Annotated in this window: 15 protein-coding genes; 6 read left to right on the top strand and 9 right to left on the bottom strand. The window is 44.3% G+C overall.

Annotation, left to right across the window (positions count from 1 at the left end; all coding sequences use genetic code 11):
* Nucleotides 1-12 precede the first annotated feature (12 nt).
* The 3 genes from phaC to FKN88_RS16485 form a co-directional block, all read right to left on the bottom strand.
* Nucleotides 13-1,785 (bottom strand): class I poly(R)-hydroxyalkanoic acid synthase, encoded by a 1,773-nt coding sequence (gene phaC, locus FKN88_RS16495; RefSeq protein ID WP_306687701.1) that lies wholly within the window; start codon nucleotides 1,783-1,785, stop codon nucleotides 13-15.
* 116 nt (nucleotides 1,786-1,901) lie between these two features.
* Nucleotides 1,902-2,249, bottom strand: coding sequence for a phasin family protein (locus FKN88_RS16490; RefSeq protein WP_154168904.1), 348 nt, complete (start codon nucleotides 2,247-2,249; stop codon nucleotides 1,902-1,904).
* A gap of 131 nt (nucleotides 2,250-2,380) precedes the next feature.
* Nucleotides 2,381-3,121 (bottom strand): SDR family oxidoreductase, encoded by a 741-nt coding sequence (locus tag FKN88_RS16485; RefSeq protein WP_154168906.1) that lies wholly within the window; start codon nucleotides 3,119-3,121, stop codon nucleotides 2,381-2,383.
* A 215-nt stretch (nucleotides 3,122-3,336) separates the two neighbouring features.
* Between FKN88_RS16485 and FKN88_RS16480 the strand changes: the two genes are divergently transcribed.
* Complete coding sequence (locus tag FKN88_RS16480) at nucleotides 3,337-3,465, top strand: hypothetical protein (protein WP_306687700.1); 129 nt, start codon at nucleotides 3,337-3,339, stop codon at nucleotides 3,463-3,465.
* Between the two features lie 71 nt (nucleotides 3,466-3,536).
* On the opposite strand, the gene FKN88_RS16475 is transcribed toward FKN88_RS16480, so the two are convergent.
* The 5 genes from FKN88_RS16475 to FKN88_RS16455 all read right to left on the bottom strand — a co-directional run bounded on the left by FKN88_RS16475 (nucleotide 3,537) and on the right by FKN88_RS16455 (nucleotide 9,362).
* Nucleotides 3,537-4,820 carry a TRAP transporter large permease gene (locus FKN88_RS16475; protein ID WP_306687699.1) on the bottom strand — a complete coding sequence of 428 codons (1,284 nt, stop codon included), beginning with the start codon at nucleotides 4,818-4,820 and terminating at the stop codon, nucleotides 3,537-3,539.
* Nucleotides 4,817-5,305, bottom strand: a complete 489-nt coding sequence (locus FKN88_RS16470) for a TRAP transporter small permease (RefSeq protein WP_170905378.1) — start codon at nucleotides 5,303-5,305, stop codon at nucleotides 4,817-4,819. Before FKN88_RS16470 ends, FKN88_RS16475 begins: the two co-directional genes overlap by 4 nt.
* A gap of 154 nt (nucleotides 5,306-5,459) precedes the next feature.
* Nucleotides 5,460-6,473, bottom strand: coding sequence for a C4-dicarboxylate TRAP transporter substrate-binding protein (gene dctP / locus FKN88_RS16465; protein WP_154168909.1), 1,014 nt, complete (start codon nucleotides 6,471-6,473; stop codon nucleotides 5,460-5,462).
* A 448-nt stretch (nucleotides 6,474-6,921) separates the two neighbouring features.
* Nucleotides 6,922-8,376: an AGE family epimerase/isomerase gene (locus tag FKN88_RS16460; protein WP_373567188.1), complete on the bottom strand. Its 1,455-nt coding sequence runs from the start codon at nucleotides 8,374-8,376 to the stop codon at nucleotides 6,922-6,924.
* Nucleotides 8,377-8,645: 269 nt separating this feature from the next.
* Nucleotides 8,646-9,362, bottom strand: a complete 717-nt coding sequence (locus FKN88_RS16455) for an ABC transporter substrate-binding protein (RefSeq protein ID WP_161439681.1) — start codon at nucleotides 9,360-9,362, stop codon at nucleotides 8,646-8,648.
* 210 nt (nucleotides 9,363-9,572) lie between these two features.
* On the opposite strand from FKN88_RS16455, the gene FKN88_RS16450 reads away from it, so the two are divergent.
* The 5 genes from FKN88_RS16450 (at nucleotide 9,573) to FKN88_RS16430 (ending at nucleotide 20,336) form a co-directional block, all read left to right on the top strand.
* Nucleotides 9,573-10,151, top strand: a complete 579-nt coding sequence (locus tag FKN88_RS16450) for a bifunctional 2-polyprenyl-6-hydroxyphenol methylase/3-demethylubiquinol 3-O-methyltransferase UbiG (RefSeq protein ID WP_306687697.1) — start codon at nucleotides 9,573-9,575, stop codon at nucleotides 10,149-10,151.
* A 6-nt stretch (nucleotides 10,152-10,157) separates the two neighbouring features.
* A complete protein-coding gene (locus FKN88_RS16445; RefSeq protein WP_306687696.1) occupies nucleotides 10,158-13,085 on the top strand; it encodes a DEAD/DEAH box helicase family protein in 2,928 nt (975 codons plus the stop codon).
* Between the two features lie 95 nt (nucleotides 13,086-13,180).
* Complete coding sequence (locus FKN88_RS16440) at nucleotides 13,181-14,122, top strand: nuclease-related domain-containing protein (protein WP_306687695.1); 942 nt, start codon at nucleotides 13,181-13,183, stop codon at nucleotides 14,120-14,122.
* A 506-nt stretch (nucleotides 14,123-14,628) separates the two neighbouring features.
* Entirely contained in the window at nucleotides 14,629-18,147 is a 3,519-nt protein-coding gene (locus FKN88_RS16435) for an AAA domain-containing protein (RefSeq protein WP_306687694.1), read from the top strand.
* Nucleotides 18,148-18,488: 341 nt separating this feature from the next.
* The gene (locus FKN88_RS16430) at nucleotides 18,489-20,336 is read left to right on the top strand and encodes a M3 family metallopeptidase (RefSeq protein ID WP_306687693.1); all 1,848 of its coding nucleotides are present in this window, start codon (nucleotides 18,489-18,491) and stop codon (nucleotides 20,334-20,336) included.
* A gap of 83 nt (nucleotides 20,337-20,419) precedes the next feature.
* Here the strand turns inward: FKN88_RS16430 and FKN88_RS16425 are convergent, their stop codons facing one another.
* Nucleotides 20,420-22,102 (bottom strand): SWIM zinc finger domain-containing protein, encoded by a 1,683-nt coding sequence (locus FKN88_RS16425; RefSeq protein ID WP_306687692.1) that lies wholly within the window; start codon nucleotides 22,100-22,102, stop codon nucleotides 20,420-20,422.
* Between the last annotated feature and the right edge of the window lie 329 nt (nucleotides 22,103-22,431).

Here is a 22,431-nt window from a genome sequence, read left to right as displayed (position 1 = left end):
TCAACTATCGGTTTATTCAACTATCGGTAGCGTTTGTTTCACATAACTGCCCGGCGCAGCTTCAAGAGCAGGGAAATTATCACTGCCGATGGGATAAGCAGGAACTAATGACTCAGGGTTAAACTGATCAAGCCATTGATCCCAATGGGTCCACCATGAACCTTCCGCACGTTGCGCATTGGCTAACCACTCATCGGCCGATTCATCTAAGCTGTCATTGACCCAATAACCGTACTTATTTTTAGCTGGTGGATTAACAATCCCAGCGATGTGACCAGATTCACCGAGCACAAAGGTTTTATTACCTCCCATGGCTAACGCGCCGCGGTAAGTACCTTGCCATAAAGCAATGTGATCGTCCTTGGCGGAGATAAAGTAGCTTGGAATGCGAATTTTATTCAGATCAATCCATACCCCACCAATTTTTACCCCTTTATCTTGCACTAGCTGATTATTGAGGTACAACTCGCGCAGTAAGAAGTTATGGGTATTAGCCGCGACGTTGGTGCTATCGCTATTCCAATACAAAAGATCAAAATCAACCGGGCTCGTGCCTTTTAAATAGTTATCAATGTAATAGTTCCAATACAGGCTATTTTCACGTAACAAACTAAAGGTCACACTCAGCGAACGGCCATCCATAAAGCCTTGCGCGCTATTTTGCGCTTCAATGGCACTAATGATGGTATCGTTAATGTAAGCACCCACTTCGCCAGGTTGAGAAAAATCGAGTAAAGTGGTAAAAAAACTCGCCGATTTAATCCGTTTTTTCATTCGTTTCGCAGCATAGTAAGCAATAGCAGATGCTAATGCCGTACCACCAATACAGTAACCTGCTGCGTTGATTTGCTCTTGTCCGGTAATATCTTCAATTACCGATACCGCTTGCACCACACCATCGAGAACATAGTTGTCAAAACCAATTTCACTTTGTGCCTTTCCAGGATTGCGCCAAGAGATCATAAACACACAGTGCCCTTGCTCTACCAGCCAGCGCACCATGGAGTTTTTCTTAGTTAAATCAAGAATATAATACTTATTAATAAACGGCGGCACGATCAAAAGCGGAGTTGCCTTAACCTGCTCTGTGACCGGTGTGTATTGAATTAACTCGAACAACTCATTACGGTACACCACCTTACCTTCCGTACTGGCTATCTCTTCACCCAGTCGAAAAGCTTGCTCGTTGGTCATGCGAACTTTCAAAATATCAGCACTGGACTGCAAATCTTCTTTAAGCAGCTCCATACCTTTGAGTAAATTCTGCCCATTATTTTCAATGGTGAGTTTGAGTAGCTCAGGGTTAGTGGCAATAAAATTCGAAGGCGACATAGCATTGATCATCTGCCTTGAAAAAAAGCTGATCCGCTCTTTGGTTTTCTCATCAACACCTTCAATCGCATTGATGGTCTCCATGTAGGTTTTACAAAATAGCAAGTACGACTGCTTAATAAAATTGTACATGGCCTGTGACTGCCATGTTTCATCGATAAATCGTTTATCGCCTTTCTCAGCCTCAATCACACTCTGGGTGTTACCGGATAGCACCACTTGCTGCCATATTTGCATTTGTTGCTCCCACCACTGGGTTTGCAACTGCAGCAACGCGGTCGGTTGATTAACGGCTTGTTCAAAAAACTTCGCACTATCTTCAAAGTTCACTGCTTGAATGGCTTGGTTTAAAGGAGAGTTAGCGGCCATCTTGTTCGCTTTAAAATCCTGCCACCACTGTTGATTGGTTTCTTGCAGCTTAACCAGATAGTCCGAAAAGAAATGTTGCAACATAAAGTACTCCCTTACTCGGAACAGCGCCGCCGAAAAAGGGCGGCGCTTTAATAGATACCTTGATCACCGGAAGCGTGTTATCTCGCAAACGCTTCCAGTTATAAAACGATCACAGGCTATTGTGGAGTCGCCGTTTTGATATTTTCTGAAGTCAACGTTTCAATATCTTGCTTGAACTCTTTCGCCGCCGATTGCAATTTATTGCTATCGTCTAGCATCTGCTGCGACAGTTTACTCAGAACGCCCAATTGCTGACTACTGAACGCCGCGAGTGTATTAACATCTTTAATCTCTGACGCTGCTTTCATCTGAGCCATACCCATTTCGCTGTATGTGCGCATTGCATTCAGTTGTAGCTCTGTCAATAGCTCAACGTTTTTAGTCATTAACTGATTAAACTTAAAAAACGGTTGCATGTTTTTTTCTGCTTGATCGGTGAAAGTTTTAAAAAAATCCGTGTACATAAGTATTTCCTCATTAATTAACGCTGTTATCGATACCTAACCCAAAGCACGATTGCTTGGGCAAAAATGATCATGATGAAGAGGCATTCGTTGTTCACTCAATGCCACTTCACTATTAGTTCATGTATAAGCTAGTTCATGTATAAGCCGCCATTGACAGAGAGCGTCTCACCAGTGATATAAGCCCCGCCATCTCCCGCAAGGAAAGAGACCGCTTTAGCGATCTCTTCTGGGGTCGCTAAACGCTGCATCGGGATCTGAGATTTTATCGACGCCAAGACCTCTTCTCGCATCTGCTCAACCATCGGCGTCGCGGTATAACCGGGCGCGACCGCATTGACCGTTACCCCACTACGCGCACCTTCTAAGGCTAACGCCTTGGTAAAACCAATCATTCCTGCTTTAGCCGCCGCGTAATTAACTTGGCCAAATTGACCTTTTAAACCATTCACCGAAGAGATATTAATGATTCGCCCTTGGCCTTTTTCACACATCGCCGCAAATAAGGGGCGAGTGACATTAAACACGCTGTTCAGATTGGTGTTAATGACATCAAACCAATCCTCTGCGGACATTTTTTTCAATTGAGAATCGCGCGTAATACCAGCATTATTGACCACCACATCGATGGAGCCCTCTTCACTCAGTAACTGAGTTAAACGTTCACTGCACTGCTCGGTATCAGTCACATCGAGCTCAAATAAACGCACTTGTTGCTCGGTAAATCCCTTCTCATTGAACCAATCGATAGCGCATTGATAATTTCCGGTGTAATACGTCGCAACCACTCGATAACCATCAGCAACCAGTTGTGAGCTGATCGCAGATCCGATGCCACCTTTCGATCCGGTTATTAACGCTACTTTTTTCATGCCTACACTCCCTTGCTAAGCCTAAGGTTCACCTGAGCTAATCTTGATGATGACTCACTGTCCACTTTTAACGTTTATTCAATAATTCGAACAGTTGTTTAACTTACTTAAAATAAAGCAACAACATGACATTGCAATTGTAAAAATCAACTTGTTGCATAAAATTGAAATGGATCTCGTTTTCACTGCAAAGCGAAGAAAAGGAAAAAACCACAATGATGAAAGATAAGATCGCGATCTGGATTTTTATCGACACGTTTAACGATAATACACAGTGGTCAGATGAGAAAAGCAGAGAGAAGAAGCATAAAAAAGCCATCACGCTCAGTGGCTATGATGGCTGATTACAACTCGATGTTAAGGAGACGCCAACCTTACTGGCGGCCTATCGCATCAAAAGTGAGGCGTTATTTTATTAAATTGCATTCGGTAACCACATCACTAACGATTCTGAGAAGGTGAGCAGCATTAATACCGCCAATAGCGCAATCAAAAACGGAATCACCTCTTTCATGAACTCAATCATCCGAACTTTCAAAATGGAGCAAACGGTAAACATCATCGACCCAAACGGCGGGGTTACGCCACCAATCATGATATTAACGATGACGATCACACCAAAGTGTACCGGATTGACCCCCGCATTCAGGACGGCAGGCAGCAATAATGGCGTCAAGATAATCATCGCTGCACCACCTTCAATAAACATCCCCACCACCAACAGCAATAAGTTAATCAGCAGTAGCAGCAACAGTTTATTATCGGTTAACTCAATCAAAACACTGGCCACCGTCTGCGGAATACGCTCCAACGTCATGTAGTAGCCAAACACCATCGCCCCAATAATGATGAACATCACCGTACTGGTGCCTTGAACGGTTTCGCGCAAAATCGCCGCAAAGTGATGCGGTTTTAATTGACGATAAATGAACAAGCCAATCAGGCTACACAACATCACGGCAATCGCACCAGCTTCGGTGGGCGTAAACAAACCAAAACGCATGCCTAAAATAATCCCAAAAGGGATCAACAGCGCTGGTAAAGCTTGGAAAAAATAACGCCCGCGTTCGCCCCAAGACGCCGCTTTATCACGAGAAGGTGGATACCCCCGCCGACGAGCGATCCAAGCGACAGTAATCATCAGTGAGATAGCCATCAAAAAGGCCGGTACGTACCCTGCCAAAAACATTTGGTGAACAGAAACGTTGGCCAGCAAGGCAAAGATGATCAAATTAATCCCAGGCGGGATAACCGGGCTAATGCTCGAAGAAGCTGCGGTTAACGCCGCAGTAAACGGTAAACCATAACCTCGCTTAGTCATCTCCGGTGCCAATATTTTCGATTGCATCGCCGCATCGGCATTGGCCGAACCTGAAACTCCGCCCATTAAGGTACTTAATGCCACGTTGACTTGCGCTAAACCACCGACTTTATGGCCAATCAGCGCATCGGCGAACGCCAATAAGCTGCGGCTAATGCCGGAATAGTTCATTACCGACCCCACCATAATAAAGAACGGGATCGCCAGTAGTGGAAAAGAGGAAGCGGCAGAGATAAAGCGCTGCATCACCAAACTGACTGGAATGACATCATTAATGAAAATAAAATAGACCATGGCAGAAGCAATCAACGAAAAAGCAATCGGTACATTAAGTAAAAACAGGACAAACAAAATACCGATCGGAAGATAACTGATCATGATGCTTTTTCCTCACATCCAGCCCAAGATTGACCGCGCATCTTGGCAATCTCTTGATAAAGAAAAATAAAACTGTGTAATAACATCAATCCAAATGACAATACCAAAACACTGTTAATCGCAAAATAAGACATCCCCATCACTGGCGTCACCTTGTTCGATAACATGGTGTACTGATAACTTAAATGGGCCATACCGCCATTAACGACAATCAAAAATAGTAATGAGAGAATTTTAAACGGCGATTGAAAACGCTCGGGTAATAAAATCACCAGAACATCCACCCCCATATGCATACGATGTTTGTAACATGAGCTTATCCCAAAATAGACCGCCCAAATAAAACAGACCACGGCAAGCTCTTCACTCCATGGCACCACAAACCCAAACCCGTAACGCAAAATAACATTGGCGATAACCATTAAAACGGTTACCGATATGGCCAGCGAAGCAAGCACTTCTTCTAAATAACGCCAAACTAAAATCACAACCTTCATTGGTGCTACTTCCTATCCAATGGCTTGAAAATAAAAACGCGTAACCAACAGATTCAAGGCTTATATTCAGCCTGTTCAGCCGGTTACGCGATACCCTTCTTCATCAATCACTGAGACGTTGGGCTATAACGTCGATCACTGCTTATTGTTGAGCGCGGATCTTCTCTAACTCAGCTTCAATCCGTGAGTAAATATCTGGGCTCCACGCTGGGAACTGGCTATAAACAGGCTGAGTCAGTTTGTTAAAGGCTTCACTGTTGACGTCATTAATGGTCACGCCGAGTTGTTGCAGTTTTTCAGCGTATTCGGCATCCAAACGCACCAGTTCAGTATTGTTAGATAAAGCGCCCTTCTCGAACTCTTCCATCACAATCGCTTGCTGCTCTGGGCTAAAACGCTCCCACACTTTAGGTGAAATGTAGACCCCTACCGTACCAAGGAAATGCTTGGTTAAAGATAGGTTTTTCGTCACTTCATACATTTTATTTGAGTACATGGTCAAAATAGTCCCTTCTAGACCATCAACCACACCTTGTTGCACCCCTGCATAAGTCTCAGGGAAAGGCAGCGCCGCAGGCGCTCCGCCCATTGCTGATAACGTACTGATGAATAACTGGCTACCCGGTACGCGAATGCGCATGCCACGCATATCCTCTGGCTCAACGATTTCACGGTTGGTCATCATGTGTCTAAAACCAAAGATATAATCGGTATTCAGGACTTTAACGCCTTTATCAAGCATCTGCTGCTTAAGATCGCTCACCAAATCGGTTTGCATCATCGCCAAATACTCATCATAAGTTTGATACAGCATTGGCCCAGCTAGCGCGGTAAAATCAGGCACGTAATCACCTAGATAGGTTAAATCTTCAACCGCAATCCAGTTTGCACCATTGACCACCTGCTCAAGGTTATCTTTATAAACCGGTAACTGACCGCTCGGGAACACCTGAATGTTCACCCCGCCATCGGTCTTTTCACGAATAGAATCGGTGACTTTAATCAACTCTTGAGTGAGCAGTTCACTGGGTGCAAACACCAAACTGAGGTTGATGTTAATTGGGCTAGGAGCAGCTTGGTCGGCGGCTTCTTTATCACCACAACCGGTTAGCAAAAGCGCAGAAGAGATCAACGCGGCAGAGAGCAACTTTTTCATTATATTTGTCCTTCAATTACTTTATCTAAGGTGATTAACATGGCGAACCAACGCCAGCATTAAGCAACCGAGAAGTATCCATAAGGTGGATAAATCAGCTTATCCAAATAACCCCAAACTACTTAGCGTTGCAGGTAGGCGGCAAGTGAGTGAATCCCCATGAACATAGACCACTATGTGATTGGGGTGAACGAACGTAGCCAACACCCCTGCAGCTTAAAGTAGGAAGGGGATAGTCGCCGTGATTATCCTACAAGGATTAAACAGCCCAAATAGTTTGTTTATTATTTGTGACATATTTATTAAAAATGAGCATTTGAATACAAAAAATCAATCATAGGTAACTTTTTAACACTCGATATCACGATGAGTGCTAAAAAAGAAAACAATTAACCACTTTCGCGCCGCGATTTACGCTCGAACAACAAAATCTATTTTGGCCGAAACATTAAGGATGAATATCAACAAATTGCACCTCTAGACGCGGTAAACCCTCTACGGACGTAAAGCGGTGTTGCTGAACGTGCCCTTGGAAATAATAAGGCGCAAGTCGGCTCTGCTCTGTTGGCTCAAAAGCAAAGTACAACGTTGCTGGTTGTTGATTGAGCTGCTGGGCGGTCAAATATCCCACCAACGCATGCTCAAACTGATGGTAACCATTACCCCAATGAAACGCCTTGGTTGATTTCGGGTTAAGGCCCACTCCGCCGTACTGCTCATCCACCCAGACCTGCATAAACGCGGGCGCGGTGTAGGCTAAAACCGGCTCCAGCTCCGCTTCGAGTAGCGATAGCGTCATCGCCGCTTGATCGAGCTCTGCCCATTCCCATGAAGAAATGCCATAACTCATCGGCCTGTTACGCCAACTCGCCACCGGCTTACCTTGCCACTGTTTTGCTAACGAATCGGGTAAGCGCGGAGCGATATCCGTCCAATTCGGCTGATATTGCGCTTGGCGAATGATCGTTCTCATCCCCTGCTTTGCTAAGCTTTGCCACTGTGAGTTTTGCAATACACTGCCGGTGAGATACGTCATCCAATAGGCTTTAATGGTATGGCCAAAATCATTATGTTTAGCGCTTTGGGTCATCACTGCCGGATGATGTATTGCGCCATAAAAGCGCTGCTCGGGTTGATGATGATAGTGAGTTAACATCACCTCAGTTAGCCAAGCGAGATCCCCAAGCCACTGGCTACGATATGGCTCAGGTAACAAGGGAGCCACTAGCAATAAATACCCATTGATTTGATCAAGCTGGGCAACCAATTCGCGCTGCTGAGCGCTTTCGCCATCGCCCTCTTTTAACACCCACGCCAATCCTTGATCATCGGCTAATCGATAATGGTCAAAAATAAACTGTTGCTGTTTAATCAACACCGCTTCCAATTGCGGATCACGAGTCAAATAATAGAGCATCGCCAGCCCCACCAAGGCATAGGCTTGGTCTTGCGAGGTGCGCTGTTGCCACTCAAGCCCCGGCTGACCGTTTTCGGTAAAACTGATAAAACCGCCGTTGTGCTTATCTTGCAAATGGTCAATTAAATAGTGCGCTCCAGCGTTGGCGAGCGCTAACGCCTGAGCATCACCGGTTAAGTGGTACAGCACCGCATAAGCGTAAGTTTGGCGCGACTTCATCCGCGTATAGTCACGGCCAAAGTGTGGCGTTATCCACCCTTTATTGAGCTCTTGGCAAACGTGGTTAACATTCAGCAATTGACCGTTATCACAACGAAAGGTAGGAAAGTTGCCCAGCGGCTGACCGTGAGCGGTCTCCATCATCCAATATGGCGCTAAGCCCTGCTGCGCATGGTTTAACCACGCCTCACCATTTGGAAAACTGGCCAACTTATCGGTTTCTGCCTGCACTAAGGCACTGCATAACCCCAAACTGAGTAACCACATAGTAGGTTTTAGATTGTGTTTCATTTTGCTCTCGAGGTCGTCTTGTTCATGATCCGCACTATACAAGAGAGCAAACGCGCATTTCGTTGAAAGGGTCACAGTTAAAATGCAACTGATTGAGAAGTAAGGATTAGGAGATAAGTCTGAATTGAAAAGGCTAAATAGCCAATGTGCAAATTTAAATAGGCAGTTCTCATTCAAAGCAGAACTGCCTAATACGATTATCACAAACTGTTATTAATAGTCATCGGTTACCAGCAAATTAAAACCTACTGACCAAGGATCTCAGCCAAACGGCCATTACTCTCTAATTGTTTTAAGCCATCATTAAATGCGGCAATAATCTCTGCCGCTTTAGGATGTTTACGAGACACAATTAAATGGTAAGGCACGAATTTAATACTTTTATCAAAATAAGCCACTTGGCTAAAACCGACACTGGCCGCCAACCCAGAGCCAACTAACCGCTCTTCCATTACACCATCCAAACGGCCTGCTTGCAGCTTACGGAAGTTGTTTTCAGGTTGGCTAATGCGCTCAATGGTGTAACCCGCATCTTCACGGACAAAACCATAATCATAAGCCACCACGCCACCGAGGGTTTTACCTAACAAATCTTGCTCATTCTCCCAGCGCAGCGGTTTATCGGGGTGATAAAAAACCACCGTACTCAAGGTAATTACCGGCTCGCTATAGTGAAAGCGCGCAGCACGATCTTGATTAAAACTGTACAAAAACGTCCCATCCAGTTCAGCATTCTCAGCAGCATTAAGCCCCCTAGCCCAAGGAAGGTATTGGTAGTTCACCTGCCAGCCCGATAGAGCAAATGCCTCGCTCACCACCTGAGCCGCCGGCCCGCCACTGGCTAAGCTTTGCCCTTGATAAGGCTCCCACTCACCACTAGCAAGGGTAATGGTATTCGCCAAAGTCACACTCGCCCAAAACACCAATGAAGCCAATATCGATTGCAGTATTAATTTCATCATCAACTCCGAACTCACACTATCGAATGATAGTGTAAATCTAGTTCAGCTTGGTCTATTTACAAGCTTGTGATCCATGAGCCTAACATGGCTGATGCCGTACAAGAGCAGCAAAGAGATGTGCGATTTCGCAGATAGGGTCACACTTAACATGCAACTCATTGAGTGAGAAAGCGTAGACAGTTACAATCCGTTGGCAAATTAGGAGTGCTTATGTCTATCGACTTTTATAACCAACATGCCGCGCAGTTCTTCTCATCGACCGTAGACATCGATGCGTCGAGCTTACTTAAGCCATTTTTAGATTACCTACCAGATGGTGGGTACATCCTTGATGCCGGATGTGGTTCAGGTCGTGATAGTAAGCATTTGATTGAGCTTGGTTATCAAGTGCAGGCTTTTGATGCCAGTCCAGCGCTCGCTGGGTTAGCACAAACGCTGATCAAACAACCGGTCACCGTTGCCACCTTTCTTGAATTTCAAACCGACCAACACTTTGACGGAATTTGGGCTTGCGCATCGCTACTGCATGTTCCGCGCCCATTGCTCACCCAGACGTTTGCGCACCTCGCTTCAATGCTCAAAAGCGGAGGCGCGTTTTACTGCTCATTCAAATACGGACAAGATGAAGTCACTCGTGATGGCAGATGTTTTACCAATTGTGATGAATCATTACTCTGCGAACTATTAACTGATGTGCCTCTAAGCATCGAAAAGCTATGGATTACTCAAGATCTGCGAGCCGGCAGAGAAACTGAACAATGGCTTAATGCCATTTTATTAAAGGCATAATCAACCATGCCTAACGCAACATCTGGTCAACTCTATTCTGGGCATCGACTCTCTTCGGGTGGGGTAAACGATCCGCTCCTACCAAGGTTAATTCAAGCCATCAACCATGCCAGCGAAATCGAAATATCAGTCTCCTTTATTCAACCTTCCGGTTTAGCACTGCTGTTTGATCCTCTGTTCGATGCTATGCAAAGCGGCGCGAGAATAAAACTCCTTACCTCCGACTACTTAGCCATCACTCACCCCGTTGCTCTGCGCCACTTGATGCTATTGGTTGAACGTGGCGCGACCTGCCGCATCTTCCAATGTGGCAACGATAGTTTTCATATGAAGTCGTACATTTTTGTTCGCCAGCAACAAGGGGAAATTATCGAAGGCTGCGCATGGATAGGCTCGAACAATATTAGTCGCACCGCTTTGTTAAGTAGCCACGAGTGGGCTCTACGCCACGATTTTGAGTTACCCAAAGATTCACCAGCAGCGATTGAATTTACTCATATACGTCAACAGTTCAATGCCATTTTTGAACACAACCAGAGTCAGCCATTAAGCCATCAATGGATTGATAATTACCTCTGCCGTTATCAACAAACACAGCAGCAGCGTACCATTGCTCAGTTGGTCACAGAGGATGAACAAGAAACCATCGACGTCCCAGCACCAAATTCAATCCAAATTGAAGCCTTAGCCGCACTGGATGCCACTCGACAACAAGGCTATTCAAGAGGTTTAGTGGTACTGGCAACTGGCATGGGAAAAACTTGGTTATCCGCCTTTGATGTGATGCAAATGCAAGCGAAAAATGTGTTATTTGTCGCTCATCGAGAAGAGATCCTCCTGCAAGCAGAAAGAACCTTTAGCCAGTTGATCCCCCATGCCAAGACCGGCCTCTACAACGGTTCGATACAAGATGATCAAGCAACGCTATTGTTTGCCTCTGTCGCCACCTTAGGTAAGCAAAATCACCTACAACGTTTTGCCGTTGATCACTTTGATTACATAGTAGTGGATGAGTTTCATCATGCCGCAGCAAAAAGCTATCGTCAGTTATTGGCCTATTTTCAGCCTAAATTTCTCCTCGGTTTAACGGCAACACCAGAGCGCTCTGATCAAGCTGACATTCTCTCTTTATGTGATGATAACTTAGTCTTCGAACGCAATTTAGTGCATGGCATTGATGATGATATTCTCGCACCGTTTGATTATCACGGTATCTACGATCAAGCGGTAAATTATCAAGAGATTCCGTGGCGTAACGGTAAGTTTGATCCTAATACGCTTGATAATAAACTGGCTACATCGCGACGCGCTGAACATGTCTATCGTGAATGGCAAGCCAAAAAACAAACGCGAACCTTAGCGTTTTGTGTCTCAAAAAAACACGCGGATTTTATGGCGCAGTATTTTGTCGCCAAAGGCATTCATGCCGTGGCGGTGTACAGTGATTCAGCCGTAAGGCGCAATCAAGCGCTGCAATGGCTAGACCAAGGTAAAATTGAGATTATTTTCTCGGTCGACTTGTTTAATGAAGGCACAGATCTCCCCTCGATTGATACGATTTTAATGGCTCGTCCAACCGAATCAAAAATTCTCTTTCTACAGCAATTAGGTCGCGGGCTACGCCTTTCTCCCATCACCAATAAACGCAAACTTGTCGTGCTGGATTTTATTGGTAATCACGATTCATTTTTAAACCGACCAGCAACCTTGTTTAATGTTAAAACCCTAAAAGAAGTGATGGGGAGATTGCAAACTAACGCGCCACTAGCCAAAGGTTGTCATGTTAATTTTGATATTGAGCTGATCAATTTTTGGCAAAACTTAGCCAAACGGCTACGCAATAATGTCCAAGATGATTATCAACAATTAGCGCATCAATTGGCTCATCGCCCGACCGCCAGTGAATTTTTCCATCATGGCTACCCGATGAAGAAAGTTCGCCAGCAAGCGATAAGCTGGTTTCATCTGGTTGCCAGCCAACAAAATGACCCACGAATCAGCGAGTTCGTCAGTCATTATGGTGATTTTCTCCTCCATGGCATTGAAAACACAGCGATGAGTAAATCGTTTAAAGCGATCTTACTCGAAGCCTTGCTGGAACTTGATGGGCTGCGCCATCCACCGACACTCAGCGCGTTAGCCGAGCGAAGCCATCATGTGTTGTCACGTCGCCCACAGTTAATGGCGCAAGAGCTCACCGCCAAAGCCAAGCAGTTTAAAGCCAGCGATCGTGGCTGGTTAAAATATTGGCTAGATAATCCCATCAAAGCTTTTACCAAGCCCAATAATAAAACGGCTCCTTGGTTTGCAATTAATGATCAAAAGTTTGTCGCTACCTTCGCGGTAAAAGATCAGCATATCGAGTTATTACACGATGCCATGCAAGAGTTGGTTGATTTACGTTTGGCTGAATATGCCCAGCGACCTAAGCAACAACAGCCATCGAATCAGCCGGAGATTGAGCACTCACCTTCAGCTCAAGTGCTCGAATTTGCCAAACAAAGTGATCCGCAAGGGACGATGCTGCCGTTTTACCCTGAACTTAAAATTGCTTGCGGCCATTTTAAACGCGGCTCTCATGAAGCGGTTCAATACCACTGTGTTGCCGATGGCTATGGCAAGTTAGACCCTACTCGCCATTTTGTTGCCCCCGCGGCGGGAAACTCTATGAATGGCGGCAAAAATCCGATTCAAGACGGGGATCTGTTATTACTTGAATGGGTGACACCAAGTAGCGCGGGTTCCATTTCTAACTTAACAATGGCAATCGAAACCCAAGATGAGACCGGAGATAACCACTATTTGCTGCGGGTAGTACGCAAAATCGCACCAAATCAATACCAGCTACAAGCGCAAAACCCAAGTTATCCAGATATGCCAGCAACCGATACAATGAAAACCTTTGCACGGTTGAAGGCGGTGTTGAAGACTTAAACTGTCAGCGATCACAAACTAGATACTGGGTTATTGCGGTTATTCCAACATTTAAAATGTGCGTGGTAGCATATAAAGAAAAAGGCTAGGCATTGATGATCGTTAAAGAAAAAGTATTTGTTAAAACCAAAAACTTCAGGCAAGAATTAGGTGATCAAGTAGAAAATAATGTGGCTTTCTACTTAAAGCGTCATTTCTCAGAAATTAATAACATCCTTGTTTATAATGATTTGCGTATAGAGCACAAAGGTGAAATAGCACAAATTGACCACCTTATCGTTTATAAGAAAGGATTTATTATTATTGAATCAAAGTCGATCAAAGGAACCGTCAAAGTTAATAAGCAACTTGAATGGCAAAGAACGGTTCGTGGCAAGTGGGTCGGTATGCCCTCGCCAATTACCCAAGCTGAGATACAAACAAAACTGTTAAAAGCGTTATTGAACGATAATGCTGATCAAATACTAGAAAAGTTATTTATGATTCAAGGCTATTTCAGTGGTAGATGCTGGGATACTCTCTGCGCTGCATCTAATGATGCAATTATAGATAGGGATAACATCCCATCGAAAATATCGCCCCTGATTGTAAAATCAGAACAGGTATCCAATCGAGTTAAAGAAATCATTACCAGCAGATCGAGTATCCTTAAGCCAAACCCATCTTTTAGTGATAATGAATTTAACAATATAAAATACTTTCTAATCGCTGCCCATAAACCTCATTCAAAAATAGTAGCCAATACGGAAAACAGCAGTATTATTACTGATGCATCCCAACAATTAGATAACTCAGACAGTAATTTAATTAAATCAAATTCTTGGTTTATTTGTAAAAATTGTTCCAGCTCAAGCACCTCACCAAAATATGGTAAATTTGGTTATTATGTGACTTGTAATGACTGCAATACAAACACATCCATAAATCAAGTTTGCTCAAGTTGTGGCAACAAAAAGACTCATGTATCCAAGAATAAACAAATATATACCGTTAGCTGTGATTGCGGCAATAAGATAGAACTTGAATATCAGTCATGAGAAAATAAAAACAACCTAGATCTAGGTATATAGTTCTTTTTATCTAACACGCTTTTGGGCAGGAATCGTTTAGGTCTACCGCAAAAAGCAACTCCAAACACATTAGTTTTTTATTACAGCATCATCAATTACCTAAGTCTAAGATGAATATAAATGCAAAAGTTTCCTGATTTAGTTGTGCAGAACAGACGAGCCTGCAACTCGCGTACTAATCACGCAGTAACGCTCTGGATTTACCTTTCTGAACAGGGCAATGTTTGCGATACCTTCCAGAAGCCACTAATACAACTAAAAATTTACAGAATTCATCATTAAATTCATATGACATCGGGAAATAGACTTTAATACCCCTACCCTAATTCTTCAACTGCTCAAATAGCCATCATCCGCATGCCTCAAAGGTCGCCGGGTAAGAAATTGTTCAAAGTTCTAACAAAAAATACTCCATGGTAATAGAATATTCGACTAAAATCACAAGCTTAACGCGAAAGTTTCAAGGAACGGGTATGAATAATAAGGGCTGGATTCACTATTGGCGTAATTCTCTTGCCGATGCCGATAGTGCGAAAGGTGCATTAAAAAAGCAAGATCTGAAGAATTATGTGCGAGCGACAACCGACGAGTTCAAAGAAGGTAAGCTTAAACCTGATTCTATATTGCTAAAAGATCTGTTTCGCAATGAGCCAGATACCCTAACCGCCGTACAAATTCATCATCGACCGGTAACCTATTATCTTCGGAAAGTTCATAGTAAAGATTACGGCGGTAATATGCCTAGTGTACTGACACCGATTGTCTGCTCTTTATGGGTCAATCGTGAAGGGCTACTATTTCCCCATACCACTCCATTCATACCGCGTGATTTGCTTGCTCCTCAAGGGAATGACACCTTTACTATCGCTGACGTCGATAAGCTCGATAAATTCCTGACAACCAATGAAATTCCACCGCAGTCTACTGAAAGTATTCCAGCCAAATTCGAACGAGAAGAACAGTATCAGAGTCATCAAAAAGATTGGTGCAACTACTACGGACTCACCCAAAAACTATTTGCCGATTACTGTGATAGAAGCCGAATTGAGCGATTCTACGAAGAAATTGAAAGTCGTGGCTTAGTCAACAAAAGCAGCGATTGCTTGGGAGCTTCAAAGCATATTTTAAAACTGTACGATAACCTGAGCGATTCAAGCACAACCTTGCCTTTGCTTGATAGTTACGCGTCAAAAACAATAACCAACCACGATGAATGTATTGATATATCCCAGACAGTAAATTCGCGTTTTGGCCACTCAAATAGTCAATTCCCGCTAGCTAAAGCGCAATGCGATGCATTGGCCCATACCTTAGCAATGCAAGAGGGCGATATTCTTGCGGTAAATGGTCCTCCTGGCACCGGTAAAACAACGTTTGTTCTATCTGTAGTCGCGTCACTATGGATTGAATCTGCGCTAAAAGAGAGTCAACCGCCACTAATCATTGCGGCATCGACTAATAATCAAGCAGTAACCAACATCATTGATGCTTTTGGTAAAGACTTCGATGAAGGCGACGACGAACTATCAGGCCGATGGCTACCCGACATTTTTAGCTATGGTGGCTACCTGCCATCGGCGTATGGAGAATTGAAAGCTGCCAAAAGTTACCAAACTAAGTATTTCTATGAAAAAATCGAGCAGTTGGATTTTCTCGATAAAGCCGAAGCGCATTATTTAGATAGAGCAAAACAGGCGTTTCCACAACAGAATTTTGCTGATGTAAGGCAAGTTAAAGCTTATCTCCTTGACGAATTACGCCAACATCAAAACCAGTTAGAGCACATCCAAAACAATTGGCATCACTACAACCGCAAACTGAATAATATCCATTCTCTACTTGGGGACAATCTCCAAAAAACGTTGGCAGATCAACAACAAGCCGTTTCTAATGCGCAAGCATTGAAAGATAACGCAAAACAACAGTTAACTGCGTGGCGAAGCTACCTTGGCAATGAATCGACATGGTTAACTATGTTTAAATGGTTACCGCCAATCAAGAATAAACTTGAACTCCAGCGCAGGAATTTCATGTTTAACCTTATTGAGCATGAGGAAGAGCAAATTGAAAATTTGTCATCAGACCGATTTGAGATCCTACTTAAACAGGTATTTTCTAGTAAAAAAGACGATTTTGATGTTCAAAAAAATCGGTATCAATCTTGGTTAGAGCAGTATCAAGAGTTTGAGCAATCACAACTAAATTGGCTTGATTCTATCAAAAACTTTATTGAAGACTCTCCAGAGCAAACTATTCCACAACTAACCGACATCGATTCGGTTTTAGATATCACGACTCGCTTTCGAATGTTCCGCTTAGCTGTCCATTACTGGGAAGCATGCTGGCTGCTCAGTTGCCGAGATTTGGGCCAAGAGCTGAATAAACAGGCCCGAAAAACGGGTTTGAAAACGGTACGTCCTCGCTGGCAACGCCGAATGATGCTCACTCCTTGCATTGTATCAACGTTCCATTCTCTACCTTCTCATATGACTTATCAGTCTCACGTTGGGAATAATGAATTTGAAACTGACTATCTACTTAATGAAATCGACCTTCTGATCGTTGACGAAGCAGGCCAAGTAGCTCCCGAAGTTGCCGCTGCCTCGTTCTCACTAGCCAAAAAAGCGTTGGTTATTGGTGATATTTACCAAATCCCGCCGATTAGAAGTGTATGCTCATCAATTGACCGAGGTAATTTAAAGCAATATAAAGTTATCAGCTCTGATGATGAATACACAGTCATTCAAGAAGAAGGCCGAAGTGTAGTGACTGGCAGTGTGATGCATGTAGCGCAACAAGCAAGCCGCTTTCATTATATGCCGGAAGCTGAACCTGGGATGTTTTTACAAGAACATAGACGCTGCTACGATGAATTAATCTCATACTGTAATGACCTTTGCTATAAAGGTATCCTGCTCCCCAAACGAGGACAATCGACCGAAGATAGCCTCTACTCTCCTTTTAGTTATTTGCACGTCGATGGTATAGCGGAATCATTTAGCGGCAGCAGGCACAATAAGTTAGAAGCAGAAACTATCGCTGCATGGCTACATGCCAATAAGGTTAAAATAGAGAATTACTACGGCGAGCCGCTGGCCAAATGTGTCGGTATCATTACTCCATTTTCAGCTCAAGTGAACCAGATAAAGACCGCATGTGGTGCGTTCGATATTAAAGCAGGCAAGGGGGATGACCAACTAACCGTTGGCACAGTTCACTCTCTTCAAGGTGCTGAACGAAAAATCATTATTTTTTCCCAGGTGTACACCAGACATAACGATGGTGGGTTTATCGATATGGATCCGTCAATGCTCAACGTCGCTGTCTCTCGAGCCAAAGATGCATTCTTAGTATTTGGTGATTTGGATATCATTGAAGCTGCACCATCAGCTTCTCCACGAGGATTACTCGCCAAGTATCTCTTCACTGACGCGCGAAATGAACTTAAGTTTAGTGTTGGTCAACGCCCCGATTTATTACAAATATGCGGCCATCCGAAACTGCTAACTAATGCCGAAGAGCACGATGCTTTCTTATCAAAACTGCTAAGGGAAGTACAACGGAAAATAGATATAGTCTCGCCTTGGTTACTGCTAGACAAAATACAATCAACTGGTCAGTTAGAACTACTAAAAACAGCACTACACAAAGGTGTCCAGATCACTATACACACCGACAGACATTTCAATACCACGGTCGCAAACCACCCGGATACCAATAAAGTAAAAGCGTTTCAACATTGCTGCGCGACCTTGGAACAGCTTGGTATCGTCATCAATGTGATAAATGGTGTCCATAGTAAAAGCGTTTTTGCTGATGATCGGTATATGGCGGTGGGGTCATTCAATTGGTTTAGTGCAAGCAGAAGCGGAAAATACGCCAATATCGAAACATCATTAATCTATGTCGGTGAGTTAGAGAAGGAGATCAAAACGCAACTCGACTTCTTAAATAGCCGAAGCTGTAACACAAACAAGCAACCCGTGACGTAGACACAAAGCGTCACTCTTTTGTTTCGAAGTGACTCAGATCATTTTCAGCATACCCTCAGAAAGTTAATTGCTAATTATTCACTCTTAATTAGCAATTACGAAGTGAGTTGCATTCCTTTCACATGAATTTTATTGAGGAAAATTTGGAGCTAGAAGAGCAAAGGATTTTATAAGCAAAAATGACAATGGGGCAAAACCTTGTTTGCCCCTCCCATCCCCCTGTAAAAACCAAGTACATTTACCTTTACGCGGAGGCCATCAACCATAGCTGGGTTTGCATCGCTCGTTTGTGCTGGGCGTGAGATAATCTTCGATTAACTCAACCATTTTTAAGGATAAAAATGACTGCCAGTGCTTACCTTAATCAACTCAACCAAGATTACTTGGCCGTTCACCGCCGTAAAGAAGATTACTTTTGGCAAACCTATATGGGCATCAGTGATGACCAAGCGGGTGCAACCAAAGCCCAAACCGAGTGGACTCACTTTCTCTCACAAGGGTCAAGAATAGAAGAAATCCGCCAACAGATCGCTGCGGCAGAAAACATCAGTGATAGCGAGCAGCGCGAGCAAACCCTGCAAGGCCTGAATGGCTGGTTAGCCATGTTCCAAGCCCATGCGATAGAATCTCGCCAAGCTCAGCAACTGAAAAACGAACTGATCGAGTTCGAAGCCGACCTATTCACCAAAAAGCAGCAACATGTGCTGACTTACACGAATGAACACGGTGAGGCGATTGAAGCCAGTTTACCGGTGCTCAGTTCAACCATTCGTGCCAATAACCTTGAGTCCGTGCGTCAATCAGCCCATCAATCGCTGCTAGAACTAGAGCAATGGCTACTTGAACAAGGCTTTTTGCAATTGGTGCAAAAGCGTAACGCCTTTGCGCGCGCCATGGGTTATGCCAATTACTTTGACTACTCGGTACAAAAAACCGAAAAAATGAGCAGCGAAGCGCTGTTTGCTATTTTGGATGATTTCGAGCAGCGTACCCGTCAACGCCATCAAGATAGCCTAAGCACACTCGTTGCCGAGCAAGGGGAAGAATGCCTCAAAGGGCATAATTTTGTTTTCTCGTTTGCTGGCGATGTGATGCGCGATCTCGACCCTTATGTGCCGTTTTCGCAATCCTTACGCCGTTGGGTGGAATCATTTGGCCGTTTGCACATCGATTATTCAGAGGCTGAGCTGACTTTAGATTTGCTGGATCGCAAAGGAAAATACCCCAATGGTTTTTGTCATGGTCCGATCCCTGCTTTTTATGATCAAGGACAATGGGTTGCGGCTAAAGTCAATTTTACCTCTAACGCCAAGCCCGACCAAATCGGCAGTGGCTATGATGGTATCAATACCCTGTTTCATGAAGGTGGCCATGCGGCGCATTTTGCTAATGTGAAACTCAATGCTCCTTGCTTCTCACAAGAGTTTGCGCCGACCTCAATGGCCTACGCAGAAACTCAATCGATGTTTTGCGATAGCCTACTCAACGATGCTGATTGGCTAAAACGCTATGCCTTAGATAAGGCTGGCAACCCGCTTCCCGATAGTGTCATTCAAGCGATGGTCAATAACCGTCAGCCGTTCAAAGCGTATCAAGAGCGCAGCATTCTGCTGGTGCCTTATTTTGAACGCGCCCTGTATCAATTAAGTGATGAGCAGTTAACCGCCGAGCACGTTACGGCTTTAGCCCGTGAAACTGAGCAGCGTATTCTTGGCCTTGAGTCGAGCCCTCGCCCGCTGTTGGCGATTCCGCATCTATTATCTGATGAGTCGGCCTGCGCTTACCAAGGTTACTTATTGGCTCATATGGCGGTGTATCAAACGCGGGCTTACTTTATGGAAAAGTTTGGCTACCTGACAGATAACCCACAGATTGGCCCATTGCTCGCTAAACATTACTGGCACAAGGGCAATCAAGTTTCACATTCGGAATCGATCCAAAGTCTCACCGGTGAAGGCTTTAATGCCAAATATCTCGCCGATGTTTGTAACCTTTCTGCCGAGCAAGCTTGGCAACAAGAGCTGCAAAAAATCGCGGCGATGCAGAGCCGTCAACCGAGTAGCCCTGCGCCACTGAATGCCAAAATTACTGTAGTCGATGGTGAGCAAGTGATCGCCTCTAATGCACTGTCTGATGAGCAGATGTGCCAGCAGTTTGAAGATTACATTATGCAGACTTACGGCTGTTAACGGCTCTATCCCCTGACGACTTGAGCAGCGGTGAACTTTATTGCCAGCAACCTCAAGTGGTTTGGGGATAGAAAACCTATAGCTTAAACCTGCTTCGGATAATGCTTTTTCAGTAAGCTGTGCATATTACGCTTACGTTTGTAGGTTTCCGCCAGTGATGTAATCGCGAGATAAAAATCAGCGAGTGCGACTGGGTGTTTAGCCAATAAGCGCTCGACGCGTTGTAAATGATGAATTGCCTCTTGATAACCTTGGTTACTGGTGCGGTCAATACACACGCGAGCAACACGAAGGTAGTAATCCAAAGTATGTTTGGGTTTGTCCGCTACGATTTCATCGGCCAGTGTTAGCAATACATGGCTATCGGTTGGCCGAGTAGCGACCCAATCGCACGCCTTTTCCCACGCTTGTTGCTCAATATAAAACTCAACTAAGGCGCTATTGTGGTGGCTAACAAACCCGCGAGCATCGGCAGGTTGGTAGTTATTGATCAATGTCTGTTCGATACGAGTTAAAAACTCTTTATCCTCAATCTGGTGTGTCACTTTAAAAGCGCTCAACTCTTGGTAGCCTTGAAAAGTCGGAGCGTCAGTAAACAATCGATTAGCCAAACTCCACGCCTTAGCAACCTCTCCCAAGCTAATATAGAGGTTGACTTGCAGTTGCTCGCATTGTTGCATCTCAATATGGTTAGCTTGTTTTTTCGCTTTGGCTAACCAAAATTCGGCTTGAAGTGGCTCCTGATGCTCAAGATAGAGTTGCACGATGTCCAGAAAATCGTCGCAGCGCCACGCGATTTTTTGCTTAATGGCGATACGCTCATGCCAATCACTGGCGGTGCTTAGCAATGGTCTCGCCCATATTTTCAGGTTCCATGCGTTATCACGGTTAAGTGGGGTTTTCTCAATCGCGGTTTTGCACAACTTAAGAAATGTCTGATTGCTGCGCCAAACGGGCTCGAAGTGAGTGTCAATCGTTGGGTAAACATCAAACTCATAGTCGGTCATGCGTTCAAACATCCACTGCGCTTTTTCCGCTTCACTCCAATTCAACTGATTGAGGATTAACGGCATTTGAACATTGATCAGCGCTTCAACCCCAAACCGCTCTCCGTTCGAATCATCAATTTGCTCTAACACGAGATTTAAACGGGTCACGATGTAGTGAATTAATTTCCACTGCTGATCCGCTTTCAGTGCTTTCGCGGCTTCACAGATCAGTTCGAGTTGATCTTCTGCGTAAGAGAAGTAGTCGCCAACTTCACGCCAATTCCAAATCTGTTCACGGGGTAACGCTTGGGTCACCATTTTTTTCAAATCGTTATAACTGACGCTCTGCTCAGTGAGCTGCATTTTTGCTATTAGCGTTTTCCAAGCGGATTCATCTTGTTCGAGGTAATCGAGTAGCTTCTCTAAGATCGCCTCTTCCCCTAATGTTTTTAGGTGATTGCGGATCCGATCGCGTTCATCATCTTGATCGATTGGCGAATCGCTCAGTAAGCAATACGCAACTGCAGCACCATGTTTACACATCTCTTGGTATTCAGCGGCTGGGCAAGTGCAGTAGCTTGATAATGTTTGACCACCATTGAGTTGCACACGGTAAAGCTGAGAGCCTTTTACTTCGGCATTGGCGGTATGATCATTAACGGTCAATTTACGCACCGCTCCACTTTTCGCGAGCTGCATGCCTTTTTGTAATGAGCTCGGTTCGCACAGGGCAAACAGAGCAGTAAAATCAAAGAAAGAAGAGGAATTATTAGGCATAAGCAGATCCGTTTTCGCTATCGTCAGCCTTGTCTGATCAAGACGTTGCTAGGGGTTTGACGCACTTTGCCTGTTTTGGATTGGAGCTTCAAGTCAAACATCGTGATAATGAATAAAATGGTGGATCGTTTAACTTTATAACTGGTTTGCAATTAAATAGTTTATTTAGGAATTTCACTAAGCGATAATCTCGTACATAGGCCAGGGCAAGATCATGAACGTTTTTTGCGCAATGCGAGGTTAAGTTTGACCTGACGTGCGGGCTGTGATCTTATGCTCCTTTTTTAAGGTGTTGCCATGAATATTAATACCATCAAAGAGCACTTCAG

It is taken from the genome of Vibrio sp. 2017_1457_13 (assembly GCF_030851525.1).
Lineage (GTDB): Bacteria > Pseudomonadota > Gammaproteobacteria > Enterobacterales > Vibrionaceae > Vibrio > Vibrio metschnikovii.
This window is presented reverse-complemented; position numbering and strand designations above follow the sequence as displayed.